The organism is Geodermatophilus marinus (genome assembly GCF_003428645.1).
GTDB lineage: Bacteria > Actinomycetota > Actinomycetes > Mycobacteriales > Geodermatophilaceae > Geodermatophilus.
Window position 1 is genome coordinate 17,188 of the sequence record NZ_QVQH01000004.1, and the last position, 23,210, is coordinate 40,397.

Below are 23,210 nucleotides of genomic sequence, written 5' to 3' on the forward strand. Positions count from 1 at the left end.
CCATCCTGCGCCCCGGGATACGCTCGGGGCGACCCGGCCATCGACGTGCGGTGGCCGGCACGCCCCTGGAGGTCCACCGCTGTGAACCGCGCACTGCGCGCCGCCACGATGGGTGCACTGCTGATCGGCCCCGTCGCGCTGACCGCCTGCAGCGCCGGGCAGGTGACCCAGACCGCGACCCAGGACCGCGACAAGGTGGGCCCCTCGGAGCAGGTCGGCGACATCCTCCTGCGCCAGGTCCTGCTCGAGTACCCCGAGGAGGGTGCTTACGAGGAGGGCGAGGACGCCTCGCTCATCATGGCGATCGTCAACACCGGCCAGGCCGAGGACACGCTGCTCTCCATCGAGGGCGAGGGCTTCGACGAGGCCGTCCTCACCGCCGAGCCCACCCCGGTCCCGCCCGCCCCCGACGCGGCGGCCCCCGAGGGCACCGCCACCCCGTCACCGGGCGCCACCGCGACCACCTCGCCCGAGGGCACCGGGACGACCTCCCCCGACGGCACGGCCACGCCCGGCTCGCCGACGACGACCGCACCGGCCACCGGCACCGCGTCGACCGGGGTCGAGATCGCCGTCCCGGGCAACTCGACGGTGTACCTGGGCCCCGACGACACCGCCGTCGAGCTGGTCGGCCTGTCCGAGCCCCTGACCGCCGGCCAGGGGCTGGACGTCACGCTGACCTTCGCCGACGCCGGCGAGGTCACCGTCACCGCCCGGGTGGCCACGCCCGAGGAGGAGATCGAGCGCGGCGAGCCGTTCGACTTCCACCACGAGGAGCAGGAGACCGGCTCCGACAGCCGCGAGGTCGCCACGGGGGCCGGCCAGGGCGAGTGACCCGCTCCCGCCCCGGCTGCGCCGTCCTGTCGGTACCCGCGGTTACCGTCCGGGCGTGCCCGCCCCCGGAGTGAAGTCCCGTCCCGCCCACCGCTGCACCGAGTGCGGCTACGGCGCCGCCAAGTGGGTCGGCCGCTGCCCGGAGTGCCAGGCCTGGGGCACGCTGCAGGAGGTCGGCCCCCCGGCCGCCCCGCTGCGCGCGGTCGCGGCGGGGCCGGTCAGCGCGCCGGCCCGGCCCATCGCGCAGGTCGAGCTCACCGGGGCCCGCGCCGTCCCCACCGGCATCGCGGAGTTCGACCGCGTGCTCGGTGGCGGCCTGGTGCCCGGGGCCGTGCTCCTGGTCGCGGGGGAGCCCGGGGTGGGCAAGTCCACGCTGCTGCTCGAGGTCGCCCACCGGGTGGCCGAGGTCAACGGGCCCGCGCTCGTGGTCTCCGGCGAGGAGTCCGCGGCCCAGGTGCGGCTGCGCGCCGAGCGCATCGGCGCCCTGCACGACGAGCTCTTCCTCGCCGCCGAGACCGAGCTGTCCGCCGTGCTCGCGCACGTGGAGCAGGTCGCCCCGTCGCTGCTGGTGCTCGACAGCGTGCAGACGGTCCGCTCCCCCGCCGTCGACGGCACCGACGGCGGGGCCACCCAGGTCCGGGCCGTCGCCGGCGCCCTCACCGCGGTCGCCAAGGGCCGGGGGATGACGACCGTCCTCGTCGGTCACGTCACGAAGGACGGCGCCATCGCCGGCCCCCGGGCGCTCGAGCACCTCGTCGACGTCGTGGTCTCGTTCGACGGCGAGCGGCACTCCACCCTGCGGCTCGTGCGGGCCACCAAGAACCGGTTCGGCCCGGCCGACGAGATCGGCTGCTTCGAGATCGGGGACGGCGGGGTCGTCGGCGTCCCCGACCCCTCGCACCTGTTCGTCTCGCGGCGGTCCGCCCCCGTGGCCGGCAGCTGCGTCACGGTCACGATGGAGGGCAGCCGGCCGCTGCTGGCCGAGGTGCAGGCCCTCGTCGCCTCCTCGTCGGGTGGCGGCTCACCGCGCCGGGCGGTGAGCGGGCTCGACTCGCAGCGGGTGGCCATGGTCAACGCGGTCGTCGAGCGGCGCGGCGGGGTCCGACTGGCCGACGCCGACGTCTTCGCCGCCTCCGTGGGCGGGGTGCGGATCGTCGAGCCCGCCGCCGACCTCGCCCTCGCCCTCGCCATCGCCTCGGCGGCGCGGGACACCCCGCTGCCGCCCGGCCTGGTGGCGCTGGGCGAGGTGGGGCTCTCCGGCGAGATCCGCCGGGTGGGGGGCACGGGTCGCCGGCTGGCCGAGGCGGCCCGCCAGGGCTACCGGGTCGCCCTCGTGCCCGAGGACGCCGGCCCCGCCCCGCGGGGCATGCGGCTGGTCGAGGTGCCCGACCTCGCCGCGGCCTTCGCCCGGCTGTCCCGGGACGGGTGAGCCCACCCACCGGCACCCGCCAGTACCGTGGGGGCACGTACACTCGGCCGCCACCACACCAGACGTCAGGAGCGCTCGTGCCGCCCGTTGTGGACCCCGAGGTCGCGCTCCGCGATCTGCTCGGTCGCATCGCACCGGGGACGCCGCTGCGCGACGGCCTGGAGCGGATCCTCGCCGGTCGCACCGGGGCGCTGATCGTGCTCGGCTACGACCGCGTGGTGGAGTCCATCTGCACCGGCGGGTTCGCCCTCGACGTGGCGCTGTCGGCGACCCGGCTGCGCGAGCTGGCCAAGATGGACGGCGCGGTCATCGTCTCCTACGACGGCAGCCGGATCGTGCGCGCCGGCGTGCACCTGATGCCCGACCCGACCGTGCCCACCGAGGAGTCGGGTACCCGGCACCGCACCGCGGAGCGGGTCGCCGTCCAGACCGGCTTCCCGGTGATCTCGGTGAGCCAGTCGATGCACATCATCAGCGTGTACGTGGCCGGGCGCCGTTACACCCTCGAGCACCCGACGACCATCCTGGCCCGCGCCAACCAGGCCCTGGCCGCGCTGGAGCGCTACAAGCTGCGGCTCGACGAGGTGGCCAGCACGCTGTCGGCGCTGGAGATCGAGGACCTCGTCACCGTCCGCGACGCGATGAGCGTCAGCCAGCGGCTGGAGATGGTCCGGCGGATCGCCGACGAGATCGAGGGGTTCGTCGTCGAGCTCGGCACCGATGGCCGCCTGCTGGCCCTCCAGCTGGACGAGATGCTCGCCGGGGTCGAGGAGGACCGCGGCCTGCTGGTCCGCGACTACCTGCCCGGCGGGGCCCGCCGGCCCCGGACGATCGAGCAGGTGCTCACCGACCTGCGCGCGCTCTCGGCCACCGAACTGCTCGACCTGTCGGCGGTCGCCCGCTGCTACGGGCTGCCCACCTCCGCCGAGGCCCTCGACTCCCCCGTCAGCCCGCGCGGCTACCGGCTGCTGGCCCGCGTGCCCCGGCTGCCCAATGGCATCATCGACCGGCTCGTCGACCACTTCGGCGGCCTGCAGAAGCTCCTGGCCGCCACCATCGAGGACCTCCTGGCCGTGGAGGGCGTCGGCGAGGCCCGCGCCCGCGGCATCCGCGAGGGGCTGTCCCGCCTGGCCGAGACCTCCATCCTCGACCGCTACAGCTGACGGCCCCGTCCCGGGGCTCGTCCCGAGCATGCGCGGGATGAGGAGGACGAGGTCCTCGTGCTGCCCCCCAGCACCCGCAGGCTCGTGCCGGGCCCCTGCCAGGGGGCCGAGCTCCCGGACGGGGCCCGACCGGGCCGAGCAGGAGGTCCTCGTTCAGGTGACGGTGAAGGGGGTGTCCGGGCTGGTCGCGGTGTCCAGCCGGCCGCGCAGCGCGTAGTCCCCGGGCGGGAGCGGCAGCCGCTCCGCCCCGCACCCCGGCTCGCTCGACAGCCCGCCCCACACGAGGGGGAACGCCGCCGACTCCCCCGGGGCGAGGGTCCGGGTGTCCTCGCCGGCCTCCGGGAGGCAGTCGTTGCTCCCCCACACCCGGTTGCCCGCCCCGTCGAGCAGCACGATCTCCTGCAGGCCCTTGTCGAGCGGGCGGACGCACGGCACGGCCGAGGCGTTGGTCACCACCAGCTCGAAGGTCGCCCGCTCACCCGAGGGCGCGCTGCCGGGGCCGCGCACCTCCAGCCCGATCATCTCGTCGCTGCACGGGCCCCCCGGCTGCGGCGCGGCCGGCTCGGGCGCCGGCGCCAGCGCCGGCACCGACGGCTCGGTGGGCGGCTGCACGCCGGTCAGCGAGGGGACGACCCGCTCCAGCGCGGGCGGGGCCGAGGGCGCGGCGGCGGTCTCGGCCGCCTCCACGGTCCGGGTGCCCTCGTCGTCCCCCGTCGCGGCCGCCACGGTCAGCCAGCCGCCCCCGCCGAGCAGCGCCACCGGGAGGGTGAGCACCAGCAGCCGGCGGCGCCAGTAGACGCCGGTGGGCAGTGGTCCGACCGGGTGGAGCACGCGTCGACGGTAGTCGGGGGCGCCGGAGGCCCTCGCGGCGGCACGCCGTCGCCCCGGGGCGGCAGACTGGGGCCCCGTGGAGAGCACCGCCGCCCCCCGTCCGGCGCCCGACGTCGGCGACACCCTGGTCGACTGGTTCGCCGGCGCCGCCCGGGACCTGCCGTGGCGCCGCCCCGGCGTCGACGCGTGGGCGGTGCTGGTCAGCGAGGTGATGCTGCAGCAGACCCCCGTCGCGCGCGTCGAGCCGGTGTGGCGGGAGTGGGTGGCGCTCTGGCCGGCGCCCGCCGCGCTCGCGGCGGCCAGCCCCGCCGAGGTGATCCGCGCGTGGGGCAAGCTGGGCTACCCTCGGCGGGCGCTGCGGCTGCGGGAGACCGCCGCCGCGCTCGTCGAGCGCCACGGGGGCACCGTGCCCGCCGACGTGGCCGCCCTGGAGGCGCTGCCGGGCGTGGGGACCTACACGGCCCGCGCCGTCGCCTGCTTCGGCCACGGCACCCCCCAGCCGGTCGTGGACACCAACGTGCGGCGGGTCGTGGCCCGCCTCGTGCACGGCCGCGCCGAGGCCGGCACCGCGCGGGCCTCGGACCTCCGCGACGTCGCCGCCCTGGCCCCGGCCGACCCCGGGCGGGCGGTGCGCTTCTCCGTGGCGGTGATGGAGCTCGGCGCCCTCGTCTGCGTCGCGGGCACGCCGCGCTGCACCGCCTGCCCCGTGACCGGCGCCTGCGCCTGGGTGCGGGCCGGCCGCCCGCCGCACGAGGGGCCGCCGCGCCGGGTGCAGCGGTTCGCCGGCACCGACCGCCAGGTGCGGGGGCGGCTGCTCGACGTCCTGCGGGCGGCCGACGGCCCGGTCGAGGCCGCCCGGCTCGAGGAGGCCTGGGACGACGCGGCCCAGCGGTCCCGGTGCCTGGACTCCCTGCTGGTCGACGGGCTGCTCGAGCAGCTGCCCGACGGCCGCTTCACCCTGCCCGCGTAGCGACGCCGGCCCGCCCGGTGACGCCGCCCGGCGCCCGCCTCGGGCGGGCCCGGACCCGGGGCGCCTCGCCTCGCGCGGACGCGGCGAGGGCCGCCCCCCGCGGTGCGGGGAGCGGCCCTCGCCGGTCGTGCTAGCGGGTCACTCGGCCTTCTTCAGGCTGGTGGGCCCGTTGCCGTCCTCGTCGTCACCGACGGCCAGCGCCACGGGTGGGCTGTCGGGCAGGTCGATCGGCTTGGCCTCGCCCCGGAAGACGAACTTCTGGTCGGTGCCCTCGCCCTCGACGTCCACCACGATGATCTGACCGGCGGTCAGCTCGCCGTAGAGGATCTTCTCCGACAGCGCGTCCTCGATCTCGCGCTGGATGGTCCGGCGCAGCGGCCGGGCACCCAGCACCGGGTCGAACCCGCGGGCCGCCAGCAGCTTCTTGGCGTCCTGCGTGATCTCCAGCGACATGTCCTTGTTGGCCAGCTGGCTCTCCACCCGGGCGACCATGAGGTCGACGATCTGGATGATCTCCTCCTCGGTCAGCTGGTGGAACACGACGATGTCGTCGATGCGGTTGAGGAACTCCGGCCGGAAGTGCTGCTTGAGCTCCTCGTTGACCTTGTTCTTCATCCGCTCGTAGTTCGACTGGCTGTCGTTGCCGACCTGGAAGCCCAGCCCCACGGCCTTGGAGATGTCCCGCGTCCCGAGGTTGGTCGTGAGGATCAGGATCGTGTTCTTGAAGTCCACGATCCGGCCCTGACCGTCGGTGAGCCGGCCGTCCTCCAGCACCTGCAGGAGCGTGTTGAACACGTCCGCGTGCGCCTTCTCGATCTCGTCGAAGAGGACCACCGAGAACGGCTTGCGCCGCACCTTCTCGGTCAGCTGGCCGCCCTCGTCGTAACCGACGTAGCCGGGCGGGGCACCGACGAGCCGCGACACGGTGAAGCGGTCGTGGAACTCGCCCATGTCGATCTGGATGAGGGCGTCGTCCTCACCGAACAGGAACTGGGCCAGCGCCTTGGCCAGCTCCGTCTTACCGACACCCGAGGGGCCGGCGAAGATGAAGGAGCCGCCGGGACGGCGCGGGTCCTTGAGGCCCGCCCGCGTCCGCCGGATCGCCTGGCTGACGCTCTTGATGGCCTCTTCCTGGCCGATGATGCGCTTGTGGAGCTCCTCCTCCATGCGCAGCAGCCGGGTGGTCTCCTCCTCGGTCAGCTTGAAGACCGGGATGCCGGTCCAGTTGGCGAGGACCTCGGCGATCTGCTCGTCGTCGACCTCGGCGACGACGTCCATGTCACCGGCCTTCCACTGCTTCTCGCGCTCGGCCTTCTCGGCCAGGAGGGTCTTCTCCTTGTCGCGCAACGACGCGGCCTTCTCGAAGTCCTGCGCGTCGATGGCCGACTCCTTCTCGCGGCGGATGCCGGCGATCCGGTCGTCGAACTCGCGGAGGTCCGGCGGGGCGGTCATCCGCTTGATGCGCATCCGGGCGCCGGCCTCGTCGATCAGGTCGATCGCCTTGTCCGGCAGGAAGCGGTCGGAGATGTACCGGTCGGCCAGCGTGGCCGCGGCGACGAGCGCGCCGTCGGTGATGCTGATCCGGTGGTGCGCCTCGTACCGGTCGCGCAGCCCCTTGAGGATCTCGATGGTGTGGGTGAGCGTCGGCTCGCCCACCTGGATCGGCTGGAAGCGCCGCTCGAGCGCGGCGTCCTTCTCCAGGTGCTTGCGGTACTCGTCGAGCGTGGTCGCGCCGATGGTCTGCAGCTCGCCGCGGGCCAGCATCGGCTTGAGGATGCTGGCGGCGTCGATCGCGCCCTCCGCGGCACCGGCCCCGACGAGGGTGTGGATCTCGTCGATGAACAGGATGATGTCGCCGCGGGTGCGGATCTCCTTGAGGACCTTCTTCAGCCGCTCCTCGAAGTCACCGCGGTAGCGGGAACCGGCGACGAGCGCGCCGAGGTCCAGCGTGTAGAGCTGCTTGTCCTTCAGCGTCTCGGGGACCTCGCCCTTGACGATGGCCTGGGCCAGGCCCTCCACGACGGCGGTCTTGCCGACGCCGGGCTCGCCGATGAGGACGGGGTTGTTCTTGGTCCGCCGCGACAGGACCTGCATGACCCGCTCGATCTCCTTGGCCCGCCCGATGACCGGGTCGAGCTTGGAGTCGCGGGCGGCCTGGGTCAGGTTGCGGCCGAACTGGTCGAGCACCAGCGAGGTCGACGGGGTGCCCTCGGCCGGGCCGCCGGCCGCGGCCGGCTCCTTGCCCTGGTAGCCGGAGAGCAGCTGGATGACCTGCTGGCGGACGCGGTTGAGGTCGGCGCCCAGCTTCACGAGGACCTGGGCGGCGACGCCCTCGCCCTCGCGGATCAGCCCGAGCAGGATGTGCTCGGTGCCGATGTAGTTGTGGCCGAGCTGCAGCGCCTCGCGCAGGGACAGCTCGAGCACCTTCTTGGCCCGCGGGGTGAAGGGGATGTGCCCGGACGGGGCCTGCTGGCCCTGGCCGATGATCTCCTCCACCTGCTGGCGGACCCCCTCCAGCGAGATGCCGAGGGACTCGAGAGCCTTGGCGGCGACACCCTCACCCTCGTGGATCAGGCCCAGGAGGATGTGCTCGGTGCCGATGTAGTTGTGGTTGAGCATCCGGGCCTCTTCCTGGGCCAGGACGACCACGCGGCGGGCTCGGTCGGTGAACCGTTCGAACATCTGCTGCTTCTCCTCTGACCGGCTGGTCCGGCGCTGCCCTCCCCGTGGCGGGGAGGAGCACCCGACGTCCGTCGGCGCGCGGGGCACCGGTCTTTCCACTGTAGTCGCGGACCCCGGCTCCCCGTCGGTGCACGGGGCCCGGTGGGGAGCAGGGGCTGCCCGGTCCAACTGATGCTGACGGGACGGTGTTCCGGCCGGGTTACGCCGTCAGCGGACAGCGGCGTCGGTCAGCGGGTGAGGGCGAGGCAGATCCAGCACAGCGGCCACTCCTCGTCGGCGTCGTCCGGCCAGGTCCAGTCGACCGGGTCGAGGAGCGCGACCGGGGCGAGGCAGACCGCCCGACCGGCGATGAGCCCGTCGTCGCTGACCGCGTGCAGCCGGCCGCCGGGCATGTGCACCGTCTCCCCGGACCACGGGCGTGGCTGCACCTCGTCGGCGCCGACGGTCCACGGCCCGTGCCGGGTGTGGTCGCAGGCGGCGCTCACGCCGACCGCACCTCGAGCCGCACGCCCTCGGCCCCGAGCCGCTCGGCCAGGTCGGCGAGCAGCCGGCACGCCTCCGCGTCGACGCTGGCCGCGGGCATCAGCCGGACGGTGACGTGCCGGTGGCCCAGACCCTGCAGGGCGAGCACGCCCCCGCGCAGCAGGTCCGCCGTCACCGCGTCCAGGTGCCCGCGCACCCGGATCGCGCCGGCCCTCTGGTCGAGGGTCGCGGTGAAGCCCGGCGACTGGGGCCGGACGTCGGCGAACCGGTCGCCGGGAGCAGTGGTGGGAGCCGCTTCGTGGCGCATGCCCGGAGCGTTACTCGATCGTCCGGAATACCCCAGGGACCTTCGCCCCTGCCCGTGCCGTCCGCGACCGGGGACGGCGACGGCCCGGCCCCTCGGTGAGGGACCGGGCCGTCGTGGGCGCACCCGCGATCAGTGGGCGGCCTCGTAGGCCTCCACGACGCCGGCCGGGATGCGACCGCGGTCGCTCACGTTGTGCCCGTTCTTGCGGGCCCAGTCGCGGATCGCGCCGGCCTGCTCGCGGTCCATGCGCCCGCCGCCACCGGTCGCCCGCGACCGGCCACCGCCGGAGGCGCGACCGCTGCCGCGGCCCACCTTGCGAGCGGCCTGCACGTACCGGGAGAGCGCGTCCCGCATCTGCTCGGCGTTCTTCTCCGAGAGGTCGATCTCGTAGTTCGTGCCGTCGAGAGAGAAGCTCACGGTCTCATCGGCCGGCAGGTCCTCGTCGAGGTCGTCGCTCAGGATCACCTGGACCTTGCGAGCCATTCGGACTCCGTTTCCACACGGCCCCTTTCAGGGCATCATCGCCACCCGGTCGGGATGGCATGCACATTCTTACCCCAATACCGCGCGGAGAACAGCACGAAAATGGCGGTACACCCCAACCGGTGACGGACGGAACTGTTCCGGTCCAGGGCGTCGTCGGCGTTTCCGGACCGTTCCCGTGCTCATCCGGTAATCGGCCGCACCAACGGGAAGAGGATGGTCTCGCGGATACCGAGCCCGGTCAGCGTCATCATCAGGCGGTCCATGCCCATGCCCACACCGCCGGTGGGTGGCATCCCGTACTCGAGCGCCTCGAGGAAGTCCTCGTCGAGCACCATGGCCTCCGGGTCTCCGGCCGCGGCCAGCAGCGCCTGCTGGGTGAACCGCTCCCGCTGGACCACGGGGTCGACCAGCTCGGAGTAGCCGGTGGCCCGCTCGACCCCCCCGATGTAGAGGTCCCACTTCTCGGCCACCCCCGGGGTCGAGCGGTGCGCCCGGGTGAGCGGTGAGGTGTCCACCGGGTAGTCGAGCACGAACGTGGGTTCCTGCAGCGAGTCCTGGACCAGGGCCTCGAACAGCTCCTCGACCACCTTGCCCGGCAGCCAGGCGGGGTCGACGCCGACGTCGTGCCGCTCGGCGAGCGCGCGCAGCCGCTCGACCGTCGTCCCCGGGGTGACCTCCTCGCCGACCGCGTCGCTGACGAGGTCGAAGAGCCGGGCCTGCCGCCACTCCCCCGACAGGTCCACCTCGGTGCCGTCGTGGTGGCGCGCGACGTGGTCGCCGAACAGGGCCGCGCAGCACTCCTGGACCAGTTCGCGGGTGAGGGTCGCCACGTCCTGGTAGTCGAGGTAGGCGGCGTAGAACTCCAGCATCGCGAACTCCGGGGAGTGCGAGCTGTCGGCGCCCTCGTTCCGGAAGTTGCGGTTGATCTCGAAGACCCGGTCCAGCCCCCCGACGATGCAGCGCTTGAGGAACAGCTCCGGCGCGATCCGCAGGTACAGGTCGAGGTCGAAGGCGTTCATGTGCGTCCGGAACGGGCGGGCCGCGGCCCCGCCGTGCACCGTCTGCAGCATCGGCGTCTCGACCTCGAGGAAGTCCCGGGCGGTCAGCCCGGAGCGCAGGGCGGCCGTCACCGCGGCCCGCTGGCGCACGGTCCGGCGGGCCTCGTCGCGCACGATGAGGTCGACGTAGCGGCGGCGGACCCGCAGCTCCTCGCTCATCGGCTTGTGCGCCACCGGCAGCGGCCGCAGCGCCTTGGCGGTCAGCCGCCACGAGTCGGCGAACACCGAGAGCTCACCGCGGCGCGACGTGCCGACCTCGCCCTCGACGAAGACGTGGTCGCCGAGGTCGACGTCGGCCTTCCAGGCGTCGAGCGCGGCCTCGCCCACGCGGTCGCGGGAGAGCATGACCTGCAGCTCGGCGTCCCCCTCGCGCAGCGTCGCGAAGCAGAGCTTGCCGGTGTTGCGGGAGAAGATGACCCGCCCGGTGACGCCGACCCGCTCGCCGGTCATCGTGTCGGGCGCGAGGTCGGGGTGCCGCTCGCGGACCCCGGCCAGGGACGCCGTCCGCGGCACCGTGACCGGGAAGGGGTCGGCCCCCGCCTCCCGGAGCCGGTCGAGCTTGGCCCGGCGGACCCGGAGCTGCTCGGGGAGTTCGTCGTCCGGCTGGCCAGGGGGGAGCTCGCTCACGGGGCCCGAGCCTACGAGGCGCCGCCCCGGGGCCGGCCGGGACCGCGGGAGCGGCCGCCGGGGGGCGCTGCGGCGGGGCGGGCCCCGCCGGCGGTGGCCTGGTGGCGCTCGAAGGCCAGCCGCAGGCCGTGCACGGTGAGGTCGGGTTCCCGCTCGGTGATCGACCGGCAGCTGCCGGCCACCAGGGGCGCCAGCCCGCCGGTGCCGACGACGACCGGGTCGGCGCCGAACTGGGCGGCCAGCTCCCCCGCGATCCGGCTGACCAGTCCGTCGACCAGCCCGGCGAAACCGAGGACCAGCCCCGACTGCAGGGCCGCGACGGTGTTCTTGCCGATCGCGTGCGGTGGCACGGTGAGCTCCACCGACCGCAGCTGCGCGGCGCGGGTGGCCAGCGCCTCGAGGCTCACCTCCACGCCGGGGGCCAGCGCGCCGCCGAGGAACTGCCCCTCCGGGCCCACGGCGTCGACGTTGGTCGAGGTGCCGAAGTCGACGACCACCACGGGGCGGCCGGAGCCGCCGGGCCCGCGGCCGAACAGCTCGTGCGCGGCGAGGGCGGTGACGACGCGGTCGGCACCGACCTCGCGGGGGTTGTCCACGTGCAGGGGGACGCCGGTCCGCACGCCGGGGCCGATGAGGACCACCGGCACCTCGAGGGAGTCGAGCAGCTGGCGCAGCGCGGGCAGCAGGGCCGGCACGGTGGAGCAGGCCGAGACCCCGGTGACCTCGGCGTCCCGGAGCAGCCCCCGCCACAGCATGCGCAGCTCGTCGGAGGTCGCCCGCGGCGCGGTGGTCACCCGCCAGCAGCCGACCCGCCGGTCCCCCTCGAAGGTGGCCAGCACCGTCTGGCTGTTGCCGACGTCGACGGTCAGCAGCACGGCCGCCTCCCCCGCGGGCGCTGCACGGTCGGGGCCATCAGGCGCCCGCCGGGACCGGCTGCGCAGGTCGGGCGACCTCCACCCGCAGGTCGAGGGCCACGTCGAGGGCCGGCGCGGAGTGCGTCAGCGCGCCGACCGAGAGGTAGTCCACCCCGGTGGCGGCCACCTCGCGGGCCACCTCCAGGGTCAGCCCCCCGGTGGCCTCCAGCTCCGCGCGCCCGCCGACCAGCGCGACGACCTCCCGGAGCACGGCCGGCGGCATGTTGTCGCAGAGCAGGAAGTCCGCGCCGGCCGCCACGGCCTCGACCGCCTGCGCCGGCTCGTCGACCTCCACCTGCACCGCCACCCGCGGCGCGCGCTCCCGCACGGCGGCGACGGCGGCGGCGACCGACCCGGCGGCCGCGACGTGGTTGTCCTTGACCATCGCCACGTCGTAGAGGCCCATCCGCTTGTTCGAGCCCCCGCCGCAGCGGACGGCGTACTTCTCCAGCGGGCGCAACCCCGGGGTGGTCTTGCGGGTGTCCAGGACGACGGCGCCGGTGCCCTCGACGGCGTCCACCCACCGCCGGGTCAGCGTGGCGATGCCGCTGGCCCGGCCGGCGATGTTCAGCGCGCTGCGCTCGGCGGCGAGCAGCGCGCGCACCGGGCCCCGGACGGTGAGCAGCACGTCCCCGCGGCGCACCCGGTCGCCGTCGGCGGCGCCGGCGGTCAGCGCGGCGCCCGGGGCCAGCCGGGTGAAGACGCGGGCGGCGAGGGGCAGGCCGGCGACCACCCCGTCGGCGCGGGCCACCAGGTCGGCGGTGCCGAGCCGACCGGCCGGGACGGTCGCGGCGCTGGTGACGTCGTGGGTGACCGCGAGGTCCGGGGCGCTGGGCAGCGGTGCGCCGCCGGTGAGGTCCTCGGCGAGGGTGCGCTCGACCAGGTCGGCCACCCAGGCCTCGCTCAGCCCGGTCCCGGCGAGGTCCCGGGGGTCGCCGGTCACCCCTCCGGCTCCCCGCCCGACCCGGGGGTCGCCGGTCACCACGGCGGCACCACCGGCGTCCCCACCGGGCGGCGGGCCACGGTCAGGGCGCCGTCGCGGTCGAGCCGGAGGTCGAGGTGCACCCGCCAGGCCTCCTCGGTGCCGGGGTGGTCCTCCCGCCAGTGGCAGCCGCGGGTCTCCTCCCGGGCGGCGGCCGCGGTCGCCAGCGCGGCGGCCACGGTGAGCAGGTCGGTGGCCTCCCAGCCGGCCACGCCCGGGGGCACCTCGGGGCCGAGGCCGGCGGCCAGGGCGGCCAGCCGGCCGGTGGCCTCGGCCAGGCCCGCGCCGCTGCGCAGCGCCCCGACGCGGGCGGACATGGTGTCGGTGACCTCGCGGCGGCCGGCCGGGTCGAGCAGCCCGGAGGGCACCGCCGGGGCGACGACGGCGGGCATCGCGGGCGGCAGCGCCCGGGCCAGCTCGGCGCCGATGCGGGCGGCGAAGACCAGCCCCTCCAGCAGCGAGTTGGAGGCCAGCCGGTTGGCCCCGTGCACGCCGGTGCAGGCCACCTCGCCGCAGGCGTAGAGGCCGGGCACCGTCGTCCGCCCGGCGAGGTCGGTGACCAGGCCGCCGGAGGCGTAGTGCGCGGCCGGGGTGACCGGCACCAGGTCGGTGGCCGGGTCGATGCCCGCCGACCGGCAGCTCGCGGTGATCGTCGGGAAGCGCTCGGCCACCCGGGGGACCTCCCGGGCGTCGAGCCACACGTGCGGGACGCCGTCGCGCAGCTGCACCCCGGTGATCGCCTTGGCCACGACGTCGCGGGGCGCCAGCTCGGCCATCGGGTGGACGCCGAGCATGAACCGCTCCCCCGTGCCGTCGCGCAGGACCGCGCCCTCGCCGCGCAGGGCCTCGCTGACCAGCGGCTGCTGGCCGCGGACCCCGGGGCCGAGCCACAGCGAGGTGGGGTGGAACTGCACGAACTCGAGGTCGGTGGCCACGGCGCCCGCGCGCAGGCCGAGGGCGACGCCGTCCCCCGTGGAGACCGACGGGTTGGTGGTCGCCGCGTACACCTGACCCATGCCGCCGGTGGCGAGCACGACCGCGCGGGCGCGCACCGCGCCGACGCCGTCCGCGCTGCCCTCGCCGAGCACGTGCAGGGTGACGCCGGCGGCGCGGCCGTCGGCGTCGGTGAGCAGGTCCAGCACCATCGCGTGCTCGACGAGGGTGACGAGGGGGTCGGCGCGGACGGCGTCCTGCAGGGTGCGCTGCACCTCCGAGCCGGTGGCGTCACCGCCGGCGTGCACGATGCGGTCGGCCGAGTGGCCGCCCTCGCGGGTGAGCAGCAGCCGGCCCGACGGGTCGCGGTCGAAGGCCGCGCCCCACTCGATGAGCTGGCGCAGCCGGCCCGGGCCCTCGTGCACCAGCACGTCGACCGCCGCGGTCTCGCACAGCCCGACCCCGGCGACCTCGGTGTCGCGGGCGTGCGCCTCCGGGCTGTCGGTGGGGTCGAGGACCGCCGCGATGCCGCCCTGCGCCCAGCGCGTGGAGCCGGCGTCGGCGCGGACCTTGGTGACGACGGCCACCGACAGCCCCGCCGCCCGGGCGTGCAGGGCCACGCAGAGGCCGGCCACCCCGGAGCCCACCACGCAGACGTCGGCGGTGAGCTCCCACCCGGGCTCGGGGGCCGACAGGCGCAGCGGCAGCCCGGTGACCGGGGCGGCCGCGACGGTGGTCACCGGACCGGCACACCCAGGTCGCTGCGCGCCTGGAGGAGGACCTCGTCCTGCCCTCCGCTCGCGAGCCCGCGAGGGGACCCGGGACGAGGCCGTGACGCCAGGGGGCTCCGCCGGTGATCCTCCGCGCCCGGCACGGGGGCCGAGGGGTCGGCGCCGAGGTCGACGACCCGGTTGGCGGCGTCGACGTGCACGACCCTGGGCAGGTAGGACTTCGCCTCGGTCTCGTCCATGAGGCCGTAGCTGATCAGGATGACCAGGTCGCCGGGGTGCACCAGGTGCGCGGCGGCACCGTTGATGCCGATCACCCCGCTGCCGCGCTCGCCGGGGATGACGTAGGTCTCCAGCCGGGCGCCGTTGGTGATGTCGACGATGGCCACCTGCTCGCCGGGCAGCAGGTCCGCGGCGTCGAGGAGGTCCTCGTCGACGGTCACCGAGCCCACGTAGTGCAGGTCGGCCTGGGTGACCGTCGCCCGGTGGATCTTGGACTTGAGCATCGTGCGCATCATCGGGTCTCTCCGAGTTCCACGGGCAGGTTGTCGATGAGTCGGGTGCTGCCGGCGCGCGCGGCGACCAGCAGGCGGGCCGGTCCGGCCGCGGGGGCCGGGCCGAGGTCGGGGTCGGTGAGCTCGAGGTAGTCGGGCACCAGACCGGGGGTGCCGGCCAGCACCTCCCGCGCGGCGGCGAGCACGGCACCGCCGCCCCGGGGGCCGGCCGCGGCGCCGGACCGCAGTGCCCCGGACAACGCGGCGGCGGTGGCCCGCTGTTCCGGCGAGAGGTAGCGGTTGCGGGAGGACAGCGCCAGCCCGTCCTCCTCGCGGACGGTGGGGACGCCGACCACCTCGACGCCGAGGGCCAGCTCGCGGGCCATCGCGCGGATGAGCACCAGCTGCTGGTAGTCCTTCTCGCCGAACAGCGCGAGGTCGGGCCGGACCAGCCCGAACAGCTTCGCCACCACGGTGAGGACGCCGGCGAAGTGGCCGGGCCGCACGGCACCCTCGAGCACCGACCCCAGCGGGCCGGGCTGGACGCTCACCCCCGCCGCACCGGGCGGGTAGACCTCCTCGACCGGCGGGTGGAAGACGGCGTCGGCGCCCTCCTCGGCCAGCGCGGCGAGGTCGGCGTCCCAGGTGCGCGGGTAGCGGTCGAAGTCCTCCCCCGGGCCGAACTGGGCGGGGTTGACGAACACCGAGGCGACGACGCTGCCGGCCCGCTCGCGGGCGGCCCGGACCAGCGTGCGGTGCCCCTCGTGCAGCGCGCCCATCGTCGGCACGAGCGCGACCGGGGCGGGCAGCCGGGCCCGCAGCGCGCGGAGGTCGGCGGTGGTCTCGGCCACCGCGGGGGCGGTGGCGGTGCTCACCGGGAGCCCGCCGCGTCGCCGGCCTGCGCGGCCTCCAGCAGCTCCAGCAGCGGGGCGCCCTCGTGCCGCTTGAGCCGGCCGGCGACCAGGGCGCGCTCGGTGGTGCGCCGCGCCATCGCGACGTAGCCGGCGACCGCGTCCGGTGCCCGCTCGGTCAGGGTCTCCAGGTGGTCGGCCACGGTGCCGACGTCCCCCCGGCTGACCGGGCCGGTGAGCCCGCGGTCGCCGCGGCGCAGCCCGTTGTCCAGGGCGGCGGTCAGCAGCGGGGCGAGCACCCGCGCGGGGCTGTCCACCCCGGCGGCCCGGAGCAGGTCGGCCGCCTCGGCGACGAGGGTGACCAGGTGGTTGGCCCCGGTGACCAGGGCCGCGTGGTACAGCCGCCGGTCGTCCTCGGCGACGGCGAACGGCTCGCCGCCCATCTCGAGGACCAGCGCCTCGGCGACCGGCAGGTGCTCCGGGGCGCTGGTGACCGCGAAGGGGGCGCCGGCCAGGCGGTCGACGTCCTCGGGGGCGCCGGTGAAGGTCATCGCCGGGTGCAGGGCCAGCGGCAGGACGCCGGTCGCCGCGGCAGGGGCCAGGACGGCCAGGCCGTGGGCGCCGGAGGTGTGGAAGGTGAGCTGGCCCGGCCGCCAGATCCCGGTCTCGGCGAGCCCGGCGACCAGACCGGGCAGCGTGTCGTCGGGGACGGCGAGGACCACGAGGTCGGCGGCGGCGACCACCTCGTCGGTGGGCACCAGCGGGACGCCGGGCAGCAGGCGGGCGGCGCGCTCGGCGGAGGCCGAGGAGACGCCGGCGGCGGCGACCACCTCGTGGCCGGCGGCGGCGAGCGCCGCACCCAGGACGGCGCCGACGCGGCCGGCGCCGACGACGCCCACGCGGAGGCGGGCGGGGGCGGACTCCGCCGGCGGCAGGCCGGCGGCGCGGGGGGTCCTGCGGGCAGCAGGCATCGGTGCACCTCTCGTTCCAGTCCCTACCGGGTACCGGACTCGCAGGTCGCGGACCGCGTCGTCGCGGCCCGCCGGGTGTCGCGGGTGGTGCCGGCGCCCGGGCCGCTGCGACCGGGTGTGCCACGCGGGGGACGCCGAACGCGAGTCTGTGACCGCCGCGGGGCAGGTGCAACGCCTGCACCCTGTGGGGTGCCTCACTCGGGGAGGCGCCTACGGTGTCCGGCGGCGGACCGACCGACGGCAGGAGGACGAGTGGGCACGATGGAGGGGCGCACCGCGCTGGTGACCGGCGCCAGCCGCGGCATCGGGCTGGGGATCGCGCGGAGCCTGGTCGACCGCGGGGCGCGCGTCGTCCTCACGGCCCGCAAGCAGGAGGCCCTGACCGAGGCGGTCACCGCGCTGGGCGGGCCGGACGTCGCGGTCGGCGTGGCCGGCAACGCGGGGGACGCCGGGCACCGGGCCGAGGCCGTGCGCACCGCCGTCGACAGCTTCGGCGGCCTCGACATGCTGGTCGGCAACGTCGGCATCAACCCCGTGTACGGCCCGATGGTCGACCTCGAGCTGGACAGCTTCCGCAAGATCCTCGACACCAACGTCGTCTCCACGCTGGGCCTGGTGCAGGAGGCCTGGCGGGCCTGGATGCGCGAGCACGGCGGCTCGGTCCTGGTCGTCGCCTCGGTCGCGGGGCTGAAGTCCTCGCCGATGATCGGCGGCTACGGGGTGAGCAAGGCCGCGCTGATCAACCTGGTCACGCAGCTGTCGGTCGAGCTGGGCCCCACCGTGCGGGTGAACGCCGTGGCACCCGCGGTGGTGAAGACCCGCTTCGCCGGCGCCCTGTACGAGGGGCGGGAGGCCGAGGCCGCCGCGCAGTACCCCGTGGGCCGGCTCGGCGAGCCCGGGGACGTCGGGGAGGCCGCGGCCTACCTGCTCGGCGACGGTGCCGGCTGGGTCACCGGCCAGACGCTCGTGCTCGACGGCGGGGCGCTCTCGCGCGGCCCGGCCTAGAAGGACCCCGTCCCCCTCGCCGCTCACACGCTCGCGGTGAGCCTCGGGACGGGGCCTCGCGGTGAGCCTCGGGACGGGGCCACCCGCGCCCCCCCGACGCCCGCACGGGCCGGGGTCAGGCGCGGCCGAGCACCCGGGCGAGGACGTCGTCGTCCTCGCCGTCCTCGCGGTAGCGGCGACGCCGCCGGCCACCGGCCGGGGCCACCCCGTTCTGCGCGAGGATCTCGGCCAGCCGGGCCGAGCCGGGGTCCCCGGTGGCGGCACGCGGCACCGGCGGGCGGACCTGCTGGGCCACCGGCTGGTCCCGGCGCTGCTCGGGCGCCGGCTCCGCGGCCTCCCCGACCACGACGGCCGGTCGCTCGACCGTGAGCAGCGGGTCCGCCGGCGGCGCGGCGGCGTCGGTGCGGCGCCGGCGCGGCTCCTCCGCCGGCGCCGGGGGACGGCCGACGGGGAACTCGTGCCGCGGCCAGCGGCTGCCGGTGAGGTCCTCGACGGTGAGGGCGGGAGCCGCCGGGGCCAGCTCGCGGGGGGCGGGGACGGCGGCCGTCGGTGCGGGCTCCGCCGCCCGGACCGGTTCCGCGGTGACGACCGGGTCGGCCACGACCGCCGGGGACTCCACCGTCGCCGGGCCGGTGCGCAGGGACTGGGTCCGCAGCGTCACCCGCTCGACCAGCATCTCCCCCGAGGCCCGCTCCCCCAGCCCGGTGCGCAGCCGCCCGACGTCGGTGCGCAGGTCGGCCAGGGCGGCGAGCTCCGCGCGCAGCCCGGCCAGGTCGGCCAGCCCGCCGCGCAGCCCGTCGAGCGCGGCGACCTCCCGCCGCAGGCCCTCGACGTCCGCGCGCAGGGCGGCGACCCGGTCGAGGTCACCGCGCAGCGCCGGCAGCTGCCCCAGCTCCGCCCGCAGGCCGGCGGGACCGGTCAGCTCCCGGCCGAGCCGGGCCGCCTCCGCGAGGTCCGGGGCCAGGCCGGAGACCCGGCCCAGGTCACCCCGCAGCACCTCGAGGTCGCGCCGCAGCGCCGCCAGGTCCCCCCGCAGCGCCGCTTCGACCTCCCGGCGTCCCTCGTCCTGGGTCCGCTGCTCGCGGCGGACGGCGACGTCGCGCTCGTGCGCCAGCCACTGCGCGACCTCGCGGTCGGTGCCGGCGCCGGCCCCGCGGCGGGTGGCGACGAGGGCGGCGAGGACGAAGGCCCAGGCGCAGGCCAGCACGGCCAGCCGCAGGACGCGGACGTCGTCGGCGAGCAGGACCACCACGGTGGCGGCCGCGGCGAGCGCGGCGCCGGCCACCAGGCCGAGCGCCCGCGGGCCTGCCCGGACCGGCGACGGCGCCGCGTTCCCGTCCGTCGACATGGCGGCCAGCGTAACGCTCCGCGAGGCCGCGGCCACGTTGCGGACACGGGACACGGCGGGGGGCGCCGGGACGTCGTCCCGGCGCCCCCGGCGCGGTGGTGTCGGCTCAGCCCTGCGCGAGCGCCCCGTCCGAGCTGAAGACCAGGCCGATCGAGACCTCGCCCTGCTGGATCGCGCTCTTGGTCAGCGGGCCGCCGGCGTCCAGCTCGCGGAAGTCGGCGAACTGCAGGCCGTAGGTCTCCTCCAGGCCGGGCTGGCACTGCGGCCGCTCCGGGCACTCGGCCGGCCCGCCGAGCACGAGGGACCCGTCCCCGCAGGCGTCGGCGAGCTCGGAGAGCGTCGAGACGCCCACCTGGTCGGCGAAGGTCTCGGTGACCGCGAACGCGTTCTGGTCGGCGGCCTCGCTCGGCTCGCCGAACACCAGCCCGGCCTGCTCGGCCAGCGGCTGGAGGGCGGTGACCGTCTCCTGGACGTCCCCGCTGGCCACTCCCTCGGCGTCGGCACCGTTGACCTGGCGGTTGAGGAAGTCGGTGACCGTGGCGAGGTACTCGGGGAAGACCTGGATGTCGGCGCCGGACTGCAGCGCCGGCAGGTACAGCTCGCGGTTGCCGACCTCGGTGACCGAGGCGTCGAAGCCGGCGGCCTGGAGCACGTCGGCGTAGACGTTGGCCAGGATCGTCGACTCGGTGAAGTTGGCGCCACCGACGACGATCGGCCCGCTGCCCTGCTCGAGGCCGCTGGTGTCCACGTTGGCCTCGACCCACTCGGCGGCGACCTCCTCGGCGCTGCGCCGCTCGAGGTCCACCGCGGCGTTCATGTCGATGAGGTCCTCGGTGGTGAGCGCCGCGGACACCGCGTCGAGGGCCGGCAGCAGCGCCGGGTTGGCCGCGGCGGTGGCGGCGTTGACGGCCGGGACGACGTTGTCGGCGTTCTGCAGCTGCTGGTCGTCCTCGAGGACGACGAGCTGGTCGCCGGCGACCGGGGCGCAGGCGTCGCCGGAGGCCGTACCGCCGCCACCCCCGCCGCCGGTGCCCGACGAGCCGGACTCGCCGCACGCGGTGAGCAGCACCGCCGCCAGGGCGACTGGGGGGATGACCCGGGAGATCCTGCGCATGAGTCCCGCCTTCTGTGTCCCGTGCGGCAGGCGGCCGCGACGCGTGTCTGGCGGGAGGTGTCCCGCGCCGCACATGCAACCCTCCGCATCGGCCCCCGGCCAACCCGGATCCGCAGGTGTTGCCCGGTTGTTACGCAAGGTCCCGGGGCCGGGGGGCTCAGGAGGGGACGCCGACCGCGGTGGCCTCCGGCTCGCCGGCCGGCGTGCGGTCGCGGCGCCGGGGCGGGAAGGGCAGCCGGCGCCGGCCGGGCGTCACGGCCCACGAGACCAGCACGAGCACGGCCTCGGTGGCCAGCGCGAGCAGCGCCACCAGCAGCGCCCCGGCGATCATCTGGCCGTAGTCCTGCTGGCCGAAGCCGAGCGTGATGATCTGGCCGAGCCCGCCCCCGGCGACCAGGGCGGCCAGCGAGGCGGTGGCCACCACCTGCACCGCGGCCGTGCGCAGGCCGGTCATCACCAGGGGCAGGGCGAGCGGGAGGTCGACCCGGCGGATGACCTGCCCCCGGCTGAGCCCCATCCCCCGCGCCGCCTCGCGGACGTCGGCGTCCACCCCGCGGAAGCCGACGAAGGTGTTGGTGAGGATCGGCGGGACGGCGAAGACCGCCAGCGCGATCGTGGTGGCGCGGGGCCCGAAGCCGATGGGCGTGACGGCGAAGACGGTGAGCAGCGCCAGCGTCGGGATCGCCCGGCTCACGTTCGACACCACGACGACCGCGCCGCTGCCCCGGCCGGTGGTCGCGATGAGGATGCCGAGCGGGACGGCCAGGGCCGCGGCCGCCAGCACGGCGAGCACCGAGATGGTCAGGTGCTCGACCAGCAGGTCCAGGATGCCCCCGGGCCTGGTCCAGTTGAACGGGTCGTTGAGGTAGACGAACGCGTCCCGGAAGTCGTTCACGCCCGCACCGCCCGGGTCCACGGGGTGAGCAGGCGCTCCGCCCCGGCGAGCAGCAGGTCCGCGGTGAGCGCGAGCAGCACGCAGCCCAGCGCGCCGGTGACGATCTCCGCCCGGTAGAAGTTGCTGTTGAAGCCGCCGATGATCAGCTGGCCGAGGCCGCCGTTGCCGGTTATGACCCCGACGGTGACCAGGGCGACCGTGGAGACGGTCGCGATCCGCAGGCCGGCCATGAAGGCGGGCAGGGCCAGCGGCAGGTCGACCTGGAGGAACAGCCGCGCCGGGCCGTAGCCCATCCCCCGGGCGGCCTCCCGGACGTCGGGTGGCACCGCCTGCAGCCCGGCGAGGAAGTTCCGCACGAGGATGACCAGCGTGTAGAGGGTCAGGCCGACCAGCACCGTGGTGGCCGACAGCGGGCCGGTGTACGGGGCCAGGAACGCGAACATGGCCAGCGAGGGGATCGTGTAGACGATCGTCGAGAGGCCGAGGACCGGCCCGGACAGCCACCGGGTGCGGCGGGCGAGCAGGGCCAGCGGCAGCGCGATCAGGGCCCCGAGCAGCACCGCACCGATCGTGAGCCTGACGTGCTGGCCGGCGTAGCCCACAATGGTGGACCAGTTGGCGGTCACGTAGGACGGGTCGAACCAGGGGTTCGGCGCCTCCTCCGCCGCGACCACCACCGAGCCGCTCGCCGCGTCCAGCAGAGGGCGCGCTCCCAGGAAGGCCACGTCGTGGACGCTACTGCCGCCGCCCCCTCCCTGACCAAGCCGAGGCCCGCGGGTGGCGGGGCGGAGGAGATCCGGCTCGAGGGCGTGAGCAAGACCTACGCCGACGGGACGGTCGGCGTCGCGGAGCTCGACCTGACCTTCGCCGCCGGGGAGCTGTCGGTGCTGGTCGGGCCGTCCGGCTGCGGCAAGACCACCACCATGAAGATGATCAACCGGATCATCGAGCCGACGACCGGCCGGATCCTCCTCGGCGGCGAGGACGTCACCCGGGTCGACCCCGACCGGCTGCGCCGGCGGATCGGCTACGTCATCCAGAACGTCGGCCTGTTCCCCCACCAGACCGTGCGCGCCAACGTCGGCACCGTCCCGCGGCTGCTCGGCTGGGACCGGGCGCGGACCCGGGCCCGGGTCGACGAGCTGCTGGCGACGGTGGGCCTGGACCCGGCCGTGCACGGCGACCGCTACCCGGCCCAGCTCTCCGGCGGCCAGCGCCAGCGCGCCGGGGTGGCCCGGGCGCTGGCCGCCGACCCCGCCGTCCTGCTGATGGACGAGCCGTTCTCCGCGGTCGACCCGGTGGTGCGGGACCGGCTGCAGGGCGAGTTCCTCCGCCTCCAGCAGACGGTGCGCAAGACGATCGTGTTCGTCACCCACGACATCGAGGAGGCGGTGCGGCTCGGCGACCGCATCGCGGTGATGAGCCACGGGGGTCACGTGGAGCAGTTCGCCCCCCCGGCGGAGGTCCTCGGCTCGCCGGCCAGCCCGTTCGTGGCCGACTTCGTCGGCGCCGACCGCGGGCTCAAGCGGCTGGCGGTGACGCCGATCGACCCCACCGACCTCGAGCACCCCCCGGTGGTGCGGGTGACCGACGGGCTCGCCGACGCGCGCGCGGAGCTCGACCGGTCCGGCGCCCGGTGGGCGGTGGTGCTCGACGACCGCGGCGCGCTGCACGGTTGGCTGTCGGCCGACCGGGCCGCGGGCCCCGGGACCGTGGAGGCGGGGGCCCGGCGGATGGACGCGTGGGTGCCGGCCGACGCCTCGCTCAAGGACGCCTTCGCCACCATGCTGCAGCTGGAGGCCGGCTGGGTGGCGGTGCTGGACGGCGACCGGTTCCTCGGCGTCCTCACGCCGGAGTCGCTGCACGCCGCGCTGCGCCGGTCGGTGGACGGCGCCATCCCGGAGACCGCGGGCGCCTCCCTCGCCTGACCGCCCGCGGGTCGAGGCCCGGCGTCGTCGTCCTCCTGCCGGACATCCCGCCCCCGGGAACGGCCGGTACCGGGACACCGACCGGGAGTGGCCGCGGGGTCGGGCGGAGCGGGGGCCCGGAGGGTCCCCCGACGCGCGACGCGGCCGCAGGAGCTCCGCGCAGCAGGGGGACGGCAC

General features: G+C 76.0%; 22 protein-coding genes. 6 read left to right on the forward strand and 16 right to left on the reverse strand.

The window, feature by feature from the left end:
- Positions 1 to 81 precede the first annotated feature (81 nt).
- From D0Z06_RS05775 to disA, 3 genes are all read left to right on the forward strand, one after another.
- The gene (locus D0Z06_RS05775; RefSeq protein WP_117376439.1) at positions 82 to 834 is read left to right on the forward strand and encodes a copper chaperone PCu(A)C; all 753 of its coding nucleotides are present in this window, start codon (positions 82 to 84) and stop codon (positions 832 to 834) included.
- 55 nt (positions 835 to 889) lie between these two features.
- Entirely contained in the window at positions 890 to 2,263 is a 1,374-nt protein-coding gene (gene radA / locus D0Z06_RS05780; protein WP_233517475.1) for a DNA repair protein RadA, read from the forward strand.
- Positions 2,264 to 2,340: 77 nt separating this feature from the next.
- Positions 2,341 to 3,426 carry a DNA integrity scanning diadenylate cyclase DisA gene (gene disA / locus D0Z06_RS05785; protein WP_117376441.1) on the forward strand — a complete coding sequence of 362 codons (1,086 nt, stop codon included), beginning with the start codon at positions 2,341 to 2,343 and terminating at the stop codon, positions 3,424 to 3,426.
- Between the two features lie 153 nt (positions 3,427 to 3,579).
- Here disA and D0Z06_RS05790 read toward each other — a convergent pair whose 3' ends face one another.
- The gene (locus D0Z06_RS05790) at positions 3,580 to 4,257 is read right to left on the reverse strand and encodes a MucR family transcriptional regulator (protein WP_117376442.1); all 678 of its coding nucleotides are present in this window, start codon (positions 4,255 to 4,257) and stop codon (positions 3,580 to 3,582) included.
- A gap of 76 nt (positions 4,258 to 4,333) precedes the next feature.
- On the opposite strand from D0Z06_RS05790, the gene D0Z06_RS05795 reads away from it, so the two are divergent.
- Complete coding sequence (locus tag D0Z06_RS05795) at positions 4,334 to 5,227, forward strand: HhH-GPD family protein (protein ID WP_117376443.1); 894 nt, start codon at positions 4,334 to 4,336, stop codon at positions 5,225 to 5,227.
- A 138-nt stretch (positions 5,228 to 5,365) separates the two neighbouring features.
- On the opposite strand, the gene D0Z06_RS05800 is transcribed toward D0Z06_RS05795, so the two are convergent.
- The 11 genes from D0Z06_RS05800 to D0Z06_RS05850 all read right to left on the reverse strand — a co-directional run bounded on the left by D0Z06_RS05800 (position 5,366) and on the right by D0Z06_RS05850 (position 16,743).
- Entirely contained in the window at positions 5,366 to 7,909 is a 2,544-nt protein-coding gene (locus D0Z06_RS05800) for an ATP-dependent Clp protease ATP-binding subunit (protein WP_117376444.1), read from the reverse strand.
- Positions 7,910 to 8,136: 227 nt separating this feature from the next.
- On the reverse strand, positions 8,137 to 8,394 hold the full coding sequence (locus tag D0Z06_RS05805; protein WP_117376445.1) for a hypothetical protein: 258 nt from the start codon (positions 8,392 to 8,394) through the stop codon (positions 8,137 to 8,139).
- Complete coding sequence (locus tag D0Z06_RS05810; protein ID WP_117376446.1) at positions 8,391 to 8,699, reverse strand: hypothetical protein; 309 nt, start codon at positions 8,697 to 8,699, stop codon at positions 8,391 to 8,393. Before D0Z06_RS05810 ends, D0Z06_RS05805 begins: the two co-directional genes overlap by 4 nt.
- A gap of 129 nt (positions 8,700 to 8,828) precedes the next feature.
- Positions 8,829 to 9,182, reverse strand: coding sequence for a histone-like nucleoid-structuring protein Lsr2 (locus D0Z06_RS05815; protein WP_117376447.1), 354 nt, complete (start codon positions 9,180 to 9,182; stop codon positions 8,829 to 8,831).
- Between the two features lie 182 nt (positions 9,183 to 9,364).
- A complete protein-coding gene (gene lysS / locus D0Z06_RS05820) occupies positions 9,365 to 10,870 on the reverse strand; it encodes a lysine--tRNA ligase (RefSeq protein WP_117376448.1) in 1,506 nt (501 codons plus the stop codon).
- An 11-nt stretch (positions 10,871 to 10,881) separates the two neighbouring features.
- Positions 10,882 to 11,745 (reverse strand): type III pantothenate kinase, encoded by an 864-nt coding sequence (locus tag D0Z06_RS05825; protein WP_233517476.1) that lies wholly within the window; start codon positions 11,743 to 11,745, stop codon positions 10,882 to 10,884.
- Between the two features lie 37 nt (positions 11,746 to 11,782).
- A complete protein-coding gene (gene nadC / locus D0Z06_RS05830) occupies positions 11,783 to 12,727 on the reverse strand; it encodes a carboxylating nicotinate-nucleotide diphosphorylase (RefSeq protein ID WP_199522153.1) in 945 nt (314 codons plus the stop codon).
- A 35-nt stretch (positions 12,728 to 12,762) separates the two neighbouring features.
- Positions 12,763 to 14,439 carry an L-aspartate oxidase gene (locus tag D0Z06_RS05835; RefSeq protein ID WP_117376449.1) on the reverse strand — a complete coding sequence of 559 codons (1,677 nt, stop codon included), beginning with the start codon at positions 14,437 to 14,439 and terminating at the stop codon, positions 12,763 to 12,765.
- Positions 14,436 to 14,945, reverse strand: coding sequence for an aspartate 1-decarboxylase (gene panD / locus D0Z06_RS05840; protein ID WP_304999749.1), 510 nt, complete (start codon positions 14,943 to 14,945; stop codon positions 14,436 to 14,438). Before panD ends, D0Z06_RS05835 begins: the two co-directional genes overlap by 4 nt.
- The gene (panC, locus tag D0Z06_RS05845; RefSeq protein WP_233517477.1) at positions 14,942 to 15,796 is read right to left on the reverse strand and encodes a pantoate--beta-alanine ligase; all 855 of its coding nucleotides are present in this window, start codon (positions 15,794 to 15,796) and stop codon (positions 14,942 to 14,944) included. The genes panD and panC overlap by 4 nt, the downstream gene beginning before the upstream one ends.
- Positions 15,793 to 16,743: a Rossmann-like and DUF2520 domain-containing protein gene (locus tag D0Z06_RS05850; RefSeq protein ID WP_117376450.1), complete on the reverse strand. Its 951-nt coding sequence runs from the start codon at positions 16,741 to 16,743 to the stop codon at positions 15,793 to 15,795. Before D0Z06_RS05850 ends, panC begins: the two co-directional genes overlap by 4 nt.
- A 261-nt stretch (positions 16,744 to 17,004) precedes the next feature.
- On the opposite strand from D0Z06_RS05850, the gene D0Z06_RS05855 reads away from it, so the two are divergent.
- Positions 17,005 to 17,748 carry an SDR family oxidoreductase gene (locus tag D0Z06_RS05855; RefSeq protein WP_117376657.1) on the forward strand — a complete coding sequence of 248 codons (744 nt, stop codon included), beginning with the start codon at positions 17,005 to 17,007 and terminating at the stop codon, positions 17,746 to 17,748.
- Between the two features lie 115 nt (positions 17,749 to 17,863).
- Here the strand turns inward: D0Z06_RS05855 and D0Z06_RS05860 are convergent, their stop codons facing one another.
- From D0Z06_RS05860 to D0Z06_RS05875, 4 genes are all read right to left on the reverse strand, one after another.
- Positions 17,864 to 19,096, reverse strand: coding sequence for a DUF6779 domain-containing protein (locus D0Z06_RS05860; protein WP_117376451.1), 1,233 nt, complete (start codon positions 19,094 to 19,096; stop codon positions 17,864 to 17,866).
- Positions 19,097 to 19,202: 106 nt separating this feature from the next.
- Positions 19,203 to 20,210, reverse strand: a complete 1,008-nt coding sequence (locus tag D0Z06_RS05865) for a glycine betaine ABC transporter substrate-binding protein (RefSeq protein ID WP_117376452.1) — start codon at positions 20,208 to 20,210, stop codon at positions 19,203 to 19,205.
- A 157-nt stretch (positions 20,211 to 20,367) separates the two neighbouring features.
- Entirely contained in the window at positions 20,368 to 21,105 is a 738-nt protein-coding gene (locus tag D0Z06_RS05870) for an ABC transporter permease (RefSeq protein ID WP_117376659.1), read from the reverse strand.
- Positions 21,102 to 21,830 (reverse strand): ABC transporter permease, encoded by a 729-nt coding sequence (locus D0Z06_RS05875; protein ID WP_233517478.1) that lies wholly within the window; start codon positions 21,828 to 21,830, stop codon positions 21,102 to 21,104. Before D0Z06_RS05875 ends, D0Z06_RS05870 begins: the two co-directional genes overlap by 4 nt.
- A gap of 3 nt (positions 21,831 to 21,833) precedes the next feature.
- On the opposite strand from D0Z06_RS05875, the gene D0Z06_RS05880 reads away from it, so the two are divergent.
- A complete protein-coding gene (locus D0Z06_RS05880; RefSeq protein ID WP_199522155.1) occupies positions 21,834 to 23,033 on the forward strand; it encodes an ABC transporter ATP-binding protein in 1,200 nt (399 codons plus the stop codon).
- Positions 23,034 to 23,210 lie beyond the last annotated feature (177 nt).